Genomic DNA, 15,276 nt, shown 5'->3' with positions numbered 1-15,276 from the left:
AGCCACTATAATTCCCCATCCATTAAACGGGATTCTAAAATCCAATAAAGTAAATACCAGCAGCTTTATTGTCCGAAGATTTGTCTGCATACCATTCAAAATCGCCTTGATCGCTGAAAGTAGAAATATACCTACTTAAATGAGGGAGATAAATCTCGCCTGTTTCGGGGTGTACAGCAGGCATCGCAGAACTTGTCATATTCCAAGGGCTAGAGCTGAAGTCCTTTAGCGTTTTATGGGCAGCAATACCACCTGTCTTTTCCCCAATCACCCATTTCAGTGCTGTTTTCTCACTTCCTCGGAAGACTAGTGAACCATTAGCATATAATAGATTACAACTAACAAAGTTCATTTTTCTTTCATCACCACAAAGAGTATACTGTCTGTCAATAGACACGGAGCTTATCTCCTCTAGGGCAGAATTCACATTAATAAGAGTCGCATAATTTCCGTCCGCATCACCCTTTGTAAATGCCAACCATATACTGTCATCATTTTCTCTCGTAATCCCTGATATGTATCTGCCATGGGATCCCCAGTATATTTTTCCTTCGCTGATAACAGCCTTCTTAATAGGATCTATGATCATGATGATATCATTTTTTGTGGCAAAAATTTTCCCGCCAGATTTTATCATCTTAACATTGTTGTATTGGATGTCATTTATGGTCTCTCTACATTCTGTTCCCGATATCGCATTTCTTTCAATGCTACTACCAGAAATGTCCACTACATGGATTCCATTCTTACTCTTAACAAAACCTGTTACTCCATCAAATGTCAAAAAATGTTTTAAGGCATAAGTGCCGTCAGGGGACGTTATTCTTTTGTCTATACTCAAATCGGGTTTATTAAGTACCGTAATCTCTTGACTTGATACAACGTATAACTTATTTCCATGCTCAGTCAAAGAAAACGCCCCAGCTGGTAAACCTCCATTTTGTGGGTTATGAGTTATATTTGATCTCCTGTAAAACCTTTTCTTTTTCCGGTCTTCTTTAATCCAGGTCAAGCTAGAGGAATCTTTTCCTCGGTATAATATAAGGCCTGCTTTTTCGCTATAACTATTTATCTCGAGAACATCCATAGTTCTTGTCATTTCACGATATTGCCCCCGATTAGTCACCCTTACTTTTACTTTATGCTCTCCAGGAGTATTAAATATCACGTTTATAAACTTGTCCTTAAACTCCGAGTTTTGCACGCCATCAACAAACCACTCTATATTAACATCATCTAGCTCATCTTCATTATCGATATCAATAGCAAAGCGAAATGGCAAATCAGTACCATACCCCTTTGGATCCATAAGTTCATGTTCTGGGATCTTTTCATCACCGAAAGAAAAGCTAGGCTTTACTGGTTGTTTAAATATTAACTTAATCTCTTTTTCAACATTTCCATAATCAGTCTTGACTATGAATTTTACAGTGTACTCCTGTTCAGTTTGGCTATGAAAACTAATAGCTTTACCTGTACCTATCACATTACCATCTCGTTGCCATTCATAAATACAGTTTAGCCCTTTATCATCAACCGTTGCTTCTAGGAGCTGAGAATTATCATCCCCCAAAGCAATGTTATATGTATCTTCAAGGCCTGTAATGACGGGCAAATGAATAACATTTATGCTATAATCCTGAGTTATTTTACCTGCTCTATCAATTAAAGTGAAACTCAGTTTATGTACCCCTTCACTAAGAGAGCTAGGAATAACATAACTTAAGGCGTCCTTGGTCGAGATTTCTTTATCATCTAATTTCCAGCATATTTCATAATCATATTTGGATTCAAACTTAGGGATGACTGACAAAGTTTTACCTACGAGTATTTCCACCTGATTATTAACCATTCCAGATTCTAATAGCCTAGGCTTAATAATATCTTCTTTAACATCTATTTCATATCGCTGGCTTGCGCTACCTGAGCTGTTAGTCACTGAAAATTTGATCTCATAATGTCCAATTTTATCAGCCTGAAAAGTAAGTGAGTCTTCCTCTGAAACGATTTTTTCTCCAAGCAACCAACTACACTTATAATCTGTACTTGGAGTAAATAATGGCTTTATAACTTTCGACGTTCCTAATTTAAGATTGAATTCAGCCTTTTCCACACCTATATCAGTTATCTTAGGCGCAGGTAGTTTTACATCAATGGTATAGTTTTGAGAAATATGCCCCCCATCATTTTCTAGTCTAAAATTAACCTTATGGCGTCCAACTGTTTTAGCTATATAGACTAGAGAATCAGAGGTTCCGATTATTTTTTCGTTTTCGGTCCATTCGATCTTATATCCAGATTCCGATTTAAACTTTGGAGCGATGGTAATTGTATCTTGTAACTTAATAACAACTTCTTCGCTTTCTAGGCCAATGTGAATTAACGTCGGTAGAGTAATCTCATCATCGTACTCCTTACATGACTCCACAATTAACATCATTGCGATAACGCAGATTGCAAACAAGAAATGCCTCCTCATAATTAATACTATAGTTTTGTTAGTTCAAATAGTTACACCTTGTAAGATATTGAGCTGCAAACCTATTTCTTTTCGCACTATAAAAAATGTATAAATCAGGACATGACAAGAAAAACACAAACAACTGTAAAAGAATCCGTTACAAGTATTTTGGGCTATCATTGTGTGTTAGATTGTAGGAATCACGTAATTTGTATGCAAATCAATCCTATTTTTTAACTATAAAAATTTAGATTATTTTTTTTCAAAATATATTTATCGTTCAAATTTAGGCTGTTTTTTTAATATCCTATACACTATATCTGTAGTATAGATCTCAAAAAAATCATTAAATCATTAGCTACCTATGCAATAGGTCTTAGTTAGACGGATAAGCAATAGAAAGCAACCCAAGACTTGAAATACTGAAACTGAAATAATACTATAATTAACATTATATTTAAGAATAACTATAACCCATAGGCAAAAACGATCTAGTCAGAATATCTGTCCAATGAAAAACACACCGCACCTTTTTGAAAAAATATGGAACGCCGACAGGTTACCCGAACACGAGAAAGATTATATCTTCGAGACTTATAGGGAACTGATGGACCGCTGGCGTAAGGAGCTTGATTGGTATTATAAGCGTAGCCGAACGCATCGGCTAAAAACGAAAGCGGTAAAGAATCTGGCGGTTATACTTGTTGGTTTGGCGGTGCTTAGTCCTTTGCTGTCGGACGTGGCCGAACATCTTGGAGTCACCATAGCTACACCGGAGAAGGGTATGGGCTATACTTTGGGCTACGTGTGTTTCGCGTTCGCCAGCGCGGCCTTGCTGTTTGACAATGTATTCGGTTTTTCGAAAGGCTGGATACGGTATATGACGGCCAAACAAAAGCTGGACGCCGAGCTGATGCGTATGAGACACCGTATACAGCAAAAAATGGTGGACACCAGCGTAGCGCCCGAACGTTTAGTCCAAGAGTTATTGGATATTTTTCATGATACGGACCACCGTAACCAGCAGATACTTATGGAAGAGACCACGCAATGGAGCGCCGATATGATCAAAGATTACGAACATTTAAAACAGGCTGTGGCGAAGAGGGGGAAATAAACCAAACCCGTATAGGTTAGTAAGGCTCTTGAGCATTTTCATAAGGTAAGTTACGAGGCCGGAGCCCCACAACGGCCGGCTTTTCTTTTTGTGAAAGCAATTGGGTGTGTGTTGAATATTTTGATTTGTATATAAAGAACCTTGAAGGACCAGTACAATTGAGCCCAACACTACGGTTATTTATTAGTCTTGGACAGTTACCTCACTCAAAAAAATAACCGCTCCCCATAACAGAGAGCGGTTTTTCTTAAATAACGAATTAACAAAAAAATACAAACGATACTTTTTCCTACCAAGCCTTATGAAATAGGCGTGGAATCATCCACCTCGTTTTGCATATCTTGCAAAAGGGTGTTCAGTTGCGCTACGTCCACTTCCAGTTTCGCTTTACGGTCCATCAGGCGCTTTTTCTCTTTCAAGGCATACTGCGAAGAGTTAAGCAGGTTGTCAAAGTCCGGCAACAAGGCCGTGATGTCAGCCAAGGAGGCTTGCTTGCTTTGCAATTCGTTCTGGTACTTTTCGATAAGTGTTGTTCTGTAATCTGACATAGTTATTGTTTTTATTAGGTGAATAATTCGGGCGTTTTGGCCCTTAGTTTACTTTTCAACTCCCGTGTTTTTCATTAGGAATTTTTTCTTGATCAGGGAAAACAGGTAACCGCCTACGGCTCCGGCAAAGCCCATCGAAAGACCTTCCCATACCAGCGTACCTACCGTTTCCCAAAAGGGTAGAACCCATGTTTTGATTAAAGCCATGGCCATCCCCCATAGAGCGTATTTGCTTTCGTGAATCATCCATTATTTTTTTGAGATTAAACATGTTTAAGTTTCCTTTTTTTCTTGCATGGCAATCCTCCCTATTCTTGCGGGTCCCGCTATGCGCAGACCGCTTATACGCCTTCCCTGACAAGCCTTAGCCCTTGCTTCGAAACAAACATAGCCCCTTGTTTTACATCTACAAAATTTAGCTAATACTACGAAGTGAAAGTTTGCACTAAGTTTTATTTGGGAGTAAATATTATTACATAGATATTATGCTTAGTAATTAACCTAATAAAACAGCTAAAAATGATAGACACACAAACAAGAAGGGTTCTCAGACGAAAGTATTTGACGCTGACATATCCCATGGTTATGGCCAAAGGAGAGAAGTTGGAAGGCTTGGTGATGAGTTGCCAAGAACGCTATGGAGTAAGCAGACGCACGGTATTTAATGATCTGAAACGCCTTGGTTTTGGAAAAAAAGACCAAAATGGGACAAAATAACACAAGACGGTTTCTATTATAATTTATGAATAAATATTGGAACAAACAGAAAAGATGAGATGAAGAAAGACGCTTATTATTTCTCGCATGACAGTAACGCCTGCCACGACCAGAAAATACGCTTGATGTTGGCCGAATACGGGGCGGAGGGTTATGGCTGGTATTGGATGTTGGTGGAACTGATGCGCGACGAATCCGATCACCAGCTACTCCGTAAAGGGAGGGGATTCCTCAAAGCGCTGGCCCATGAACTCCATACAGATGCCGATAAGCTTGCGCCGTTTCTAGACGACTGCGTAAACGAATACGGTTTGTTCAGGGAAGAGGACGACTACCTTTGGTCCGATAGCCTATTGGAACGAATGGCGCAGGTGGAATCAAAAAGCCAAAGGCGCAAGGACGCGGCAAATAGCCGGTGGTCCAAAAAAGAAGAGCCCCGCAAAAAGGCGAACAATAAAGCCCGAATCCAAAAGAACAAGGCCGATAACGTAGAGTCCGGATGCAAAACCGATGCAATGCATATGCATTGTGATACAATGAAAGAAAACGAAAGCAAAGGAAAACAAACTAAAAAAAATGAAATAATAGAAAAGGAAACGAAAGGGGATACGCACGCACCCGAAGTGGCAATAATTCCAGAGCTTCCTTTCCATAGCCAAGAATTCAATAACCTTTGGGACGATTGGCGACACCACTTACAAACTATGGGCAAAGCCTACCGAAGTCCTCTTTTGGAAAAAAGGGCATTGGACCGGCTACGTCCCTACGATGAGGAATTCGCCACCGAGCTGGTGGAAAAAGCCTTGATAAAGGGCTGGACAGATTTTCATTTTGAGGCCACACCCGGCCGTTGGAAACAAGTACAAAACCAAAAATCAAGAAACCGTGAAAAAAACGCATCCAATAATGCCTGCACAGGAGCCTTCAGCGCCGCTGATCTCGCCTACGCCTTCGAACGAATCGACGCCATGCATCCGGAAAACTGAGGACGCCCCGGCACAAACACCCGTCTTGACGACGCAAAAACCGCAAAAGCATAACGAATTGATGCTGGCAGTCAAAAAACAAGACCTGTCCGCAATCTGCGATATAGAGGTTTCGCTTACACCTACCTTGGCTTTGAAACGCCAGCACCTTTCGCGTTACGAAAGAAAAGACGCCCGAAAGGCCCTGACCTTTATGCTGATGCGCACGGCCAATTATTTTAATCTGGGAAAGACCATGAACGCGGGGCAGGTGTTTGAGGTATGCGACCTGATATTGGAAGAATATCCGCACGAAAGCCTTGAGGATTTCGCTTTATGTTTTCGTTATGCCCGCAAGGGGCGCTACGGTAAACTGTATGACAGGCTGGACGGTGGCGTAATATTCGGATGGGTTCATGAGTATATGGAAGAAAAGTCCATAGCAAGGGAAGCGGAAACACGTAAACGGCGGAAGGAGCAAGAGAGAGAAATGGAAGAGAGGACCACATTGGAGAATAACCTGATACGCAAAGCTTATGAACGCTTGGGTACCAAGCCATACCAGCCCAAACAAAACGCCAATTCCACACCGACTGACGAAGAGGATTATAGAAGATTCAAGGCTTCTTATTTTGCCGGAAAAATTTCGGCTAAATAGCCGAAGAATGTATTAAAATGAAGATCGGAATAAATACCTTAGAAGTAGTTTTACAGAGTGTAAAAATTCAGATTAATAATAATGGTTATCACGAATGATTTCGTATAGCCGTCCGAATAGCAAAAAAACAGCCGCTTTTTCCGATTTTGCTTTTTCTCGAAAACCAGCAAAATGAAGATGGAAAAAGGAGCTAACGCCAAATGTAGAGCTTTAACCGGTTTGAACCAAGACGAGTGGATCACTTTGCTCCCAGTCTTTTCTAAATTGGTGGAACAGCGCTTAAGATGGTACACCTTAAAAGGGAAGAAAAGGAAGAGACCCTGTTACAAAGAATATGAAAATTCGAGTTTACCGGGCAGTGACAGGAAGCTCAACTTCGCCCTGATGTATTCAAAGGAAAACCCGAACCAGACATTTTATGCACAAATGTTCGGCTTGTCACAGGCAAAAGTCAGCGAATGGTTTTCTTTTCTTCTTCCATTGCTTGAAACAAGTCTCAATCGGTTGGGAATGGCACCAATGACAGGCGGGAGATTCGAATATCGAGATCAGGGAGAAGAGTATTTACTCGCCGATGTCACTGAGTGCGAGGTTCCAAGAAAAGTAAACAATGCGGCGCAGAAAGAAGAGTACAGCGGGAAATCAAAGAGGCATACCGCCAAATATCTTGTGTTTTCCGCCCCAAACCGCAAGATTCTGTACGTAAGCCCGCTCTACCCGGGTTCCGTTCATGACAAAACGATCTGGGATGAAACCGAAATACAGGTTGACGGGCCGAATATCCTGGTAGATCTTGGCTTTTTGGGAGCGGACAAGGAGAATGAAAATGTGATTATTCCGCACAAAAAGCCAAAAGGAAAGGAATTGACCGAATTGCAGAAACAGGTCAACAAGGGAATCAGCTCGGTTAGGGTCGGAGCGGAACACGCAATAGGCGGGATTAAGCGTTTGAAGATAATCCGGAATAAGATCCGGCTAAAATATAACGACGTAAGAGAGAGGGTAATGATGGTGGCCGTAGGACTTCATAATTTGAGATGCGAATTCAGAACGTAATTCGTGATAACCTTTAATATTTCTAAAGAGCGTATAATGAGATTTTTACTTATTGCTGTCATTTTTTTTCTTTGTCTGTCATGTACAGAAGAAAAGCCGACTCATAGGAACTTATTGGATGAATTTGCCAAACAGATTGAGGTCAAAACCAAATTAGAACACCACTTTAGTGATTCTCTGGGCAAACCTATGAAGGTTATCGCTAGGGGACAGGTGGTTATTATACAGGAAAAAATGGGGGATCACCATTTTTCTCTTTTTACCAAAAAAGGAAAGTTGCTACGCAAATTCGGAAAAAAGGGAAGGGGTCCCGAAGAGATTTCTCACCCAAATTCTTTAGAGTTTTTGAACGACCAAACATTAATGGTTTATGACAGTAGGCGTCGGAACCTAATTTTGTTTTCAATGGACAGTTTGTTGGAGGGAAGCAATCGGTATGTAAGTCAAGTTTTGGATTTTAGCTCGAGGGATGCCGAAGACCCCTACCGTTATCGTTCTTTGACACATCTTAAGAGTGGGATATTCGTTGGCGAATGCGTAAGCGAAAGGGGAGAACTTGGACTTTCAAATAAGGAAGGTGAAACAATGAAAATTGTACGCCCACCAAGATCTATACCCGTAGAGTTGGAACAACAAAATGTGGCGATAAAATCCCTGATCTTTCAACATAGAATTTAAGCGCACCCGAGTTTAAACAAGTTTTGCTTAGTGGGTTCGAGCTATCAAAATGTTGAGATTTATGATATAAAGGGGGAAGAAATAGAAAAGGTATCTGAAAGATTAATCAATATACCGAAAGTTACAATCGTAGATAAAAATAACCTTAAACAGATTAGGCCTCATAAAGGGGAAAAGAGAGGTGTCCATCATTTGGAAGTCTCTGATCAGTATGTTTTTTGTTCGTTCAGGGATAGTCGAGAGGAGCAAACACGTGATGAATTAGTGAATAATTATATTCTGAAATATGACTGGAACGGTAAGCCTCTTGTAAAATATAAACTTGACAAAAGGTTTAATTATTTCACATACGATCCTGTTGAGGACGTGTTTTACGCCATATCCCGTAACAGTGATTTTATGCCTACACTTATTCGTTTTTCATTGCCATAATTGAGTCAACAATCCCGCACAAATTATTATTTATAACCAAAATATATTATTTTTTATAAAAATCATTACTTTAACAGAAACATAAACCCACAAATCATTCTACCATGAAAAAAGAAGATCTAATAGCGGACATTGCGAAAAGGCACAAGGAACTGACTGCGTCGCCTATGAACAACACGTCTTTTTGCCAACCTTTAGAGGGCAATGAGGCCCAGTTTGTCGTATCATGGAATCATAACGCGCCCAAGACGGTGATGTTATACGTGTATAACGGTAAATGTGAGTTTTCTTATGGCCCTAACGGCAAACAAGACAATCCAACCATCTTTATGGACTCTCAAGACGGAAATGCTGGCTCTATCTCTAAAATCGTTAAGCTTACCGGAGGCTCAGTAGCTGTTGATTTGAAAACTTATATATGTTTGAAAGGAGTAAGCTCATTCAATGTAGTTGGAGTCTCATGGTAAATGAGACTTGACATAGGGGAGTGTGGTATTAATCATTACTCCATAAAATTAGAAACCGATAGAATCCCTTCAGACCACTCTACTGAGGGGATTCTGAGTTTACACACTTTTTGAGACAGTGTCGTTTATTTTTTAGTAAAATCCATCTTGTGTGAAAAGCCTACAACAATTGTATGGTTATTCTCCGCTTTGTTTTCTTTGATACGAATAAGCTGATTCATGTACCCAAGCCCTAGTTTTACACCCTTTATAATTTGAAAATCCAGGCCTATATAAATACGGTTTTGCCCTAATGTCACGTTCTTTGCGGCTGATCCCAAGTTTATGAAAAACTGGTTATAACAAACAATTCCAAGCGACTGGGATCCCGATTCGTTTTTTCCGCTTTTTAATCTTAGCCAAGGAAAATTTGCCCCTACTTTAAAACGCAGGCGATCTCGTCTGTTTCGCTCCATAAACCTATGCTCCAACAGGATACCGGTATTTAATCCGAACCTTCCCTGTTTGGTTTTGAATGTAATTTCCTCATAAACTCGATGCTCCGTTCGTTTCTCGGGCACAGGGTGTTCCCCGTACGGAAACAGCACCACCCATTCATAACCCGCCCCAGCATTGAAATTTCGGGATATACGGCGTTCTATTCCCATTCTTAGTTTCGATTGTTGCCAGACGTTCACAAAATCATGTCTGCTCCAAGCGTAAAGGGTCCGCATACTGTAATGATCGGATAGTATATATTTTCCCGAATAAAACCACCAAGAGTTAAATTGGTCAACTGTTTGGCCGACGGTTACGGATGACGACGCCAAAAGAAAAAGCGACGCCAGAAACGGAACTATACTTAGCCTTATCATGGTACGGAATATTTTAGGCATTGCTTTTTATTTTATTTGTGCGCAACGCTTCCGTCCCGATAGCCTGATCTATTCCAAAAACGGCTACAAGCAAGCATATAAAAACCAAACTACTGGCCACGATAAACGTGATACCCATTCCCATGGACACCGCTTCCGGCCCCAAAGATTCTAACGGTGCGGACCCAGCGGAAAAAGCAAAAATACCGCCCATCACAGAAGCGCCGGTAATCAGACCCACATTCCGAAATAATGTCAACATAGCCGCGATTAGGCCTCTTTGATCTGTATGGGTATCCATCATCACCGCTGTATTATTGGCGGCCTGAAACATCTGGTATCCCGGTGTCAACAACGCCAAAGCCATAACATAACCTGTCGGTCCGAAAAGATCAGGAAAATAAATAATCGAAAGGCTACCCAACAACATCAGCCCAAGCCCGGCGAGCATCGTATGCTTTACGCCCCAACGGTTTACCGCCATTCCGGCCGGCACACCGCTGATAGAAGCCATCACGGGACCGGAGGCCATTACAAGTCCGATATCTTTCTCATCCAGCCCAAGGCTTATCGACAGATAAAAGGGTCCCACCACCAAAGTGGACATCATAACAGACGCCACAACGGTATTGGACAATAGATTAAATACGAACTGCTTATCGGCGAATAACTCGGGCTTTAGTAAAGGAAACGAGGCTTTGTTCTCAATTCGAATAAATAAGCCGAGGGCCAAAACGCCCAAAAGTAACATGGCTATGTTTTCCGTACCGAAAGCGGTTCGGTTAACCGTCATGGCAAGTGAATAACAAAGAAGTGTAAAGGCCAGAAACAATGTGCCCAGTCCGTCAAAAGCGGGAGAGGACTTTTCTCTTTCATGGTCTTTAGGGAGATAAAAATACGCCAACACCAAGACAAGAAGACCTAGAGGGGACAAAACAAAAAACAAAGATCTCCAACCCCAAACGGAAACCAAAAAACCGCCTAAAGACGGCCCTAAAGCCGTGCCTATTGCGGACATGGTCCCTATCAGTCCCATAGCACCACCCATTTTTTCTCTCGGCACTATATCACGTATCACAGCCAAAGTAAGCGCCATTAAAACCGCTGCGCCGATACCTTGCGCCCCCCTAGACAAAAGTAAAGCCCAATACCAAGGGGTGAAACCGCATAGGAGTGAAGCGAAAACAAATAGCGCTAGGCCAAACAACAATACTTTACGCCGTCCCAACAAATCTCCGATTTTGCCTGCGTTCACAACCAAAACCGTCAATGGTAACAGGTATGCCAATACGATCCATTGAGCCCCTTGGACGGAAACAGAAAAAAAACGGGCTAATTCGGGTAATGCCACATTGGCGATACTGGTGCCCAAAGAGGCGAGTGTAACGCAGAGCGCCAAACAGGCAAGAGCGCCTTGTGGTGTACGGTGTTTTGGTAAAGTCATTCGATCCTGATTGTATGTCTATATCAGGAGCAAAAATACTTTGGGCGAAGACGGATACGTTAGGATAAAAATAAAGCCGGCTGGGACTTATTTGAAGTTCTCCCTCAATTCGGTTGGTGTATGCCCCGTGTGTTTCTTAAAAAATCGGGAAAAGTAGGATACGTCCTCAAAACCCATTGCGAAAGCGATCTCATTAATCTGATTTGACGTTGCCAATAATTGTCTTTTGGATTCCAAAACGATTTGTTCGTTGATAAGCGCCGAACACGTTTTTCCCAGTATCGATTTCGTGATGTTATTTAATTGGAAAGAACTAAGGTTCATCATTTCGGCGTAGTCACTTACCTTTTTTCCGGTCGATATATTCTGATCAACCAAATCACATAACTCATCGAGGCGTTCCTGTTGATAAGATCGTTCCGTTCTACTCTCAACCGATTCCAAACGCAAAATTTCGATTAACAATAGTCCTAAGCAGTTTTTGAAAGCGTCTTCATAAAAGATTGATCCCGACTCCAGTTCTTTTCCCATTTTGTCGAAAAGAAACTCGATGTTTTTACGGGAATCTACGCTTAGGTTAAACAAGTTATTTCGCCCCAATTTACGGATCATATCGGGCGTCCGTTCATTTGCGATATAGAAAACCCTAGGACTAAACTCCAGTATATAGCCTTCCGCCCCCGCCTTCAGTTCAATCTCATGCACCTGTCCCGGACGCATAAAAAACAGCGTATTATCCCATATTGGATAAGAAACGAAATCAATCCGATGATTTCCGCTTCCTTTTTGGATAAACAGTAAGAAAAAGAAATCGTGCCTATGAATACTCTGCGACATACCTTTTCCGCCAAGCAAATCCTTCAGTTTTAGAAATCGGACATGCTTGGCGAAGTTTACGGCTTCCTCTTCAGGGCATATTTTTCTTATCGGGATATTTTTAATAGATCGAGACATAATGTTTTGAGGGTTAATTATTATGTATCTCAATGGGGTGTCTTGCGCACAACTATCCCGCAAAAGGAATTTTTCAACCTATAAGCGACAAAAGATTAGGGCTCTACGACAGCCCCTCTTTTCACATTAGATTTGACTAGTCCTAACCCTCTCCAGAATCCATCTGGGTAATTTAGGTCTTCGGGTTTTCCTAACCAACCATCTACTAAATCCAATTCATACCCCTTATCCAACTTCTTATATCTAACAGAGGTAAATATCATTTTATCCCATTCTCCAATATACTTTAAACCGTCCAATGAAGAAGGATAAGCGCCTTCTCGAATTTTATGTAATTCGATTAATGAAATCGCCGTTTTAAAATGTTGATCTCCAAACTTTTGATTCGCCTGTTCCTTAAACCCTTCGGGAAAACAACCAGACATTATCATTATTGTAAAACAAATAAAAAATAACCTTAACGCTCCACTCATTATTTCTAAGTGTTAAAAGATCTATATGGCATTACACTATATCGACAGTAAAACTACTCATGCTTCTCACAGACCCAAATTTTCCTTGCAAACCGAAGGCTACCGGCCTTATTGATAACACAAGTATCTGAAATTGTCAGATCGGCCTTTGTGATAATTCCCTCTATATCAGAAGTGGAAACAATAACTATCCGGTTTGCTATTTTCGATGTGGACTCGATAATATTCGCAGTGATCTCATCATTCGAGTAAGCGTACATATTGTACGGCAAATCGATAATGGCGGCATCGTATTTTTTGTGAATATCCTTGATATCGGAACGGTATACAGTCGCCGAATAATTATAATGCTCCAGATTCGTTTTTGTATGCTTGTAAGCCTTCCAGTTTATATCGCATCCTTCGATATCAAAGCCGGAAAAGCACGCCTCCAATAGCACCGTGCCCACGCCGCAACAAGAGTCTATCAAGGTATTGTCCTTAATGCCTCGCGAAGCGATATTGACCAGGGCCTTGGCCACAATCTGGCCTATCGAGTTGCTAAACGAACAGGGTTTTTGGTTATGCTTATGCCATTCGAAATCATCCTTTATCAACGTTCCGAAAAACCAAGTCCCGTCATGGTAACACAGTGCGAACATGATTTTCGGTTTATAATAATCGGGTGCCGCCTTTATGGCGAAGCCCACATCCCGCAGTTTTTCAAGCCTTTCCGAATATTCCGTAGCGTCGCCCTCAAGCACCACATATTCGACCTTGAACCCGTCGATTCGGATATTCTCTTCTTCTATTTTGCGGATTAGCTCCTCGTAGTTATCCGAATACAAGCTAACGTCAACTCTTTTTTTGATAAACGCGCTACTGGAAGGATCGATCTTAATATCAGAGAAAAGCATTTTGTCTTTCTCTTCCGTATCAAATATATGTCTCGATTCGAGCTTGCATAAATCGCTCTCGTTTTCGGGGTAATTGAAGGAGTATATATAGTTATAAGTCGGCATTCAGCATAATTTTAATTGACCAGAGGTAAATCCACTGGAGACTGTAGAAGCACTTTACTCATAACCCATAAACTACAAGCCCGCTACTCGCTCCAGCCCTCAAAACTCGGCAAAGGTACACAAAAATTCTTGCGCATTTAGTTCATCGCATAACGGTATTCGCCAACACTATCGTTCTGTAAGCACTTAGAATTAAGAACTACACAAGGAAACGTTTGCCTAACATCAAAAATTTGTATTTTTTTCATATCCTCAGTAGATTCATCATTCAACTACAACCGCTCAGACAAACATCGTTACCCATTTTTAAAATCACATTCACTCCAACCAGATGATAAAGACATTCGAAAAGGTCAAGTTGCTGAACAGGGAAACTTCCCTTGAATTTTTACCGAACCTTTCCCGTGAATTGGGGCCTGATATTTACGTTAAAAGAGACGACGAGGGCGGAAGAGGCGGTGGCGGCAACAAACTGCGCAAATATGAGCGCATTATCGCCGACGCTATTTCGAAAGACTGCGATACGCTGATAATTGCGGGACATTATCAATCAAACGCGGCCCGGGCTTTGATCGGCGTAGCGCGACAACTAAACCTTAGGCCTGTAGTGGTTTGCAAAGAGATGGTTCCCGAGCAAAACCCGAGTTTTAACGAAAACGGGAACTCGCTTTTGATGAAGCTTATGGCCGCCGATATAGTCTCGATAAACAAAGAGGACGATTTCCAGACGGAAATGGGGAAGGTAGCGCGAAGATTGGAAGCGGAAGGGCGAAAACCGTATATCATACCCTTTGGAGGATCCAATACGCTGGGCTCGATGGGGTATGTGGATTGTGCGAACGAAATACAAAATCAATTTGAAAATATAAATAATGACGGACCGGATTATGTGGTCACCGCCTTAGGTAGCGGAGGCACTATGGCCGGGCTCGTGGCCGGATTTTCAAACACTAAAACGAAAGTCGTCGGCTTTAGCGTATTGCATAAAGACGATACGGTAAACAAGATTGTGGAAGGCCTAGCCGGAGAGATTTTACCAAAGGGCTCTTCCCTTGATTACGAAATCAACACTGACTTTGTTGGCGAAGGCTATGGCTTCCCAACCGATAAGGGAATAGAATCAATTAAGCTTTTGGCAGAATTGGAAGGTTTGTTTCTATGTCCAGTATATACTGGCAAAGCAATGGCCGGGCTTATCGATTTTACCCGATCAAACAGGATAAGAAAAGGGGATACTGTGGTATTTGTGCATACTGGTGGTATGCCTTTGGTTCATGGGTATTATAATCGGTTTTAGACTATAGCCTGTAATTCTAAGTAAATAGAATAGCGTTAATGAACTGCTATCGCATAGCATAAAACCTTATAATACAATAGATTGAAATTTTAAATTCAGAATGTAGAGACAGGGTATGCCCTGTCTCTACGTGGTGTATGGAATGATTTTTTAA

At 41.3% G+C, this 15,276-nt stretch carries 16 protein-coding genes and 1 pseudogene; 9 read left to right on the top strand and 8 right to left on the bottom strand.

What is annotated here, in order from left to right:
- Positions 1-34: 34 nt before the first annotated feature.
- On the bottom strand, positions 35-2,479 hold the full coding sequence (locus AABK39_RS20830) for a PKD-like domain-containing protein (RefSeq protein ID WP_338394872.1): 2,445 nt from the start codon (positions 2,477-2,479) through the stop codon (positions 35-37).
- A 493-nt stretch (positions 2,480-2,972) separates the two neighbouring features.
- Here AABK39_RS20830 and AABK39_RS20825 point away from each other — a divergent pair, with 493 nt between their 5' ends.
- Positions 2,973-3,578: an SLATT domain-containing protein gene (locus AABK39_RS20825; RefSeq protein ID WP_338394871.1), complete on the top strand. Its 606-nt coding sequence runs from the start codon at positions 2,973-2,975 to the stop codon at positions 3,576-3,578.
- A 299-nt stretch (positions 3,579-3,877) separates the two neighbouring features.
- Here the strand turns inward: AABK39_RS20825 and AABK39_RS20820 are convergent, their stop codons facing one another.
- Both AABK39_RS20820 and AABK39_RS20815 read right to left on the bottom strand, forming a co-directional pair.
- The gene (locus AABK39_RS20820) at positions 3,878-4,126 is read right to left on the bottom strand and encodes a hypothetical protein (RefSeq protein ID WP_338394870.1); all 249 of its coding nucleotides are present in this window, start codon (positions 4,124-4,126) and stop codon (positions 3,878-3,880) included.
- Between the two features lie 48 nt (positions 4,127-4,174).
- A complete protein-coding gene (locus AABK39_RS20815; protein ID WP_338394869.1) occupies positions 4,175-4,372 on the bottom strand; it encodes a hypothetical protein in 198 nt (65 codons plus the stop codon).
- Positions 4,373-4,645: 273 nt separating this feature from the next.
- Here AABK39_RS20815 and AABK39_RS20810 point away from each other — a divergent pair, with 273 nt between their 5' ends.
- From AABK39_RS20810 to AABK39_RS20780, 7 genes and pseudogenes are all read left to right on the top strand, one after another.
- A complete protein-coding gene (locus AABK39_RS20810; RefSeq protein ID WP_338394868.1) occupies positions 4,646-4,843 on the top strand; it encodes a hypothetical protein in 198 nt (65 codons plus the stop codon).
- Positions 4,844-4,902: 59 nt separating this feature from the next.
- Positions 4,903-5,829, top strand: coding sequence for a DUF4373 domain-containing protein (locus AABK39_RS20805; RefSeq protein ID WP_338394867.1), 927 nt, complete (start codon positions 4,903-4,905; stop codon positions 5,827-5,829).
- Complete coding sequence (locus tag AABK39_RS20800; protein ID WP_338395069.1) at positions 5,750-6,466, top strand: hypothetical protein; 717 nt, start codon at positions 5,750-5,752, stop codon at positions 6,464-6,466. Before AABK39_RS20805 ends, AABK39_RS20800 begins: the two co-directional genes overlap by 80 nt.
- A 171-nt stretch (positions 6,467-6,637) precedes the next feature.
- Complete coding sequence (locus AABK39_RS20795; protein WP_338394866.1) at positions 6,638-7,522, top strand: transposase family protein; 885 nt, start codon at positions 6,638-6,640, stop codon at positions 7,520-7,522.
- Between the two features lie 36 nt (positions 7,523-7,558).
- Positions 7,559-8,200: a BF3164 family lipoprotein gene (locus tag AABK39_RS20790; protein ID WP_338394865.1), complete on the top strand. Its 642-nt coding sequence runs from the start codon at positions 7,559-7,561 to the stop codon at positions 8,198-8,200.
- Between the two features lie 21 nt (positions 8,201-8,221).
- Positions 8,222-8,632: pseudogene (locus tag AABK39_RS20785) on the top strand (hypothetical protein); the annotation flags it as partial.
- 104 nt (positions 8,633-8,736) lie between these two features.
- Positions 8,737-9,099, top strand: coding sequence for a hypothetical protein (locus AABK39_RS20780; protein ID WP_338394864.1), 363 nt, complete (start codon positions 8,737-8,739; stop codon positions 9,097-9,099).
- Positions 9,100-9,224: 125 nt separating this feature from the next.
- Here the strand turns inward: AABK39_RS20780 and AABK39_RS20775 are convergent, their stop codons facing one another.
- From AABK39_RS20775 to AABK39_RS20755, 5 genes are all read right to left on the bottom strand, one after another.
- Positions 9,225-9,953 (bottom strand): DUF2490 domain-containing protein, encoded by a 729-nt coding sequence (locus tag AABK39_RS20775; protein WP_338395068.1) that lies wholly within the window; start codon positions 9,951-9,953, stop codon positions 9,225-9,227.
- A 13-nt stretch (positions 9,954-9,966) separates the two neighbouring features.
- Positions 9,967-11,397: an MFS transporter gene (locus tag AABK39_RS20770; protein ID WP_338394863.1), complete on the bottom strand. Its 1,431-nt coding sequence runs from the start codon at positions 11,395-11,397 to the stop codon at positions 9,967-9,969.
- An 87-nt stretch (positions 11,398-11,484) separates the two neighbouring features.
- Positions 11,485-12,351: an AraC family transcriptional regulator gene (locus AABK39_RS20765; protein WP_338394862.1), complete on the bottom strand. Its 867-nt coding sequence runs from the start codon at positions 12,349-12,351 to the stop codon at positions 11,485-11,487.
- Positions 12,352-12,446: 95 nt separating this feature from the next.
- A complete protein-coding gene (locus AABK39_RS20760) occupies positions 12,447-12,824 on the bottom strand; it encodes a hypothetical protein (RefSeq protein ID WP_338394861.1) in 378 nt (125 codons plus the stop codon).
- Between the two features lie 53 nt (positions 12,825-12,877).
- Positions 12,878-13,825, bottom strand: a complete 948-nt coding sequence (locus AABK39_RS20755; RefSeq protein ID WP_338394860.1) for a methyltransferase — start codon at positions 13,823-13,825, stop codon at positions 12,878-12,880.
- A gap of 331 nt (positions 13,826-14,156) precedes the next feature.
- On the opposite strand from AABK39_RS20755, the gene AABK39_RS20750 reads away from it, so the two are divergent.
- On the top strand, positions 14,157-15,122 hold the full coding sequence (locus tag AABK39_RS20750) for a D-cysteine desulfhydrase family protein (protein ID WP_338394859.1): 966 nt from the start codon (positions 14,157-14,159) through the stop codon (positions 15,120-15,122).
- Positions 15,123-15,276: the final 154 nt, after the last annotated feature.

The organism is Fulvitalea axinellae, from assembly GCF_036492835.1.
In the GTDB taxonomy this organism is placed as follows: domain Bacteria; phylum Bacteroidota; class Bacteroidia; order Cytophagales; family Cyclobacteriaceae; genus Fulvitalea; species Fulvitalea axinellae.
The sequence above is the reverse complement of the archived record's forward strand: the minus strand, read 5'-3'. Positions and strand labels throughout refer to the sequence as shown.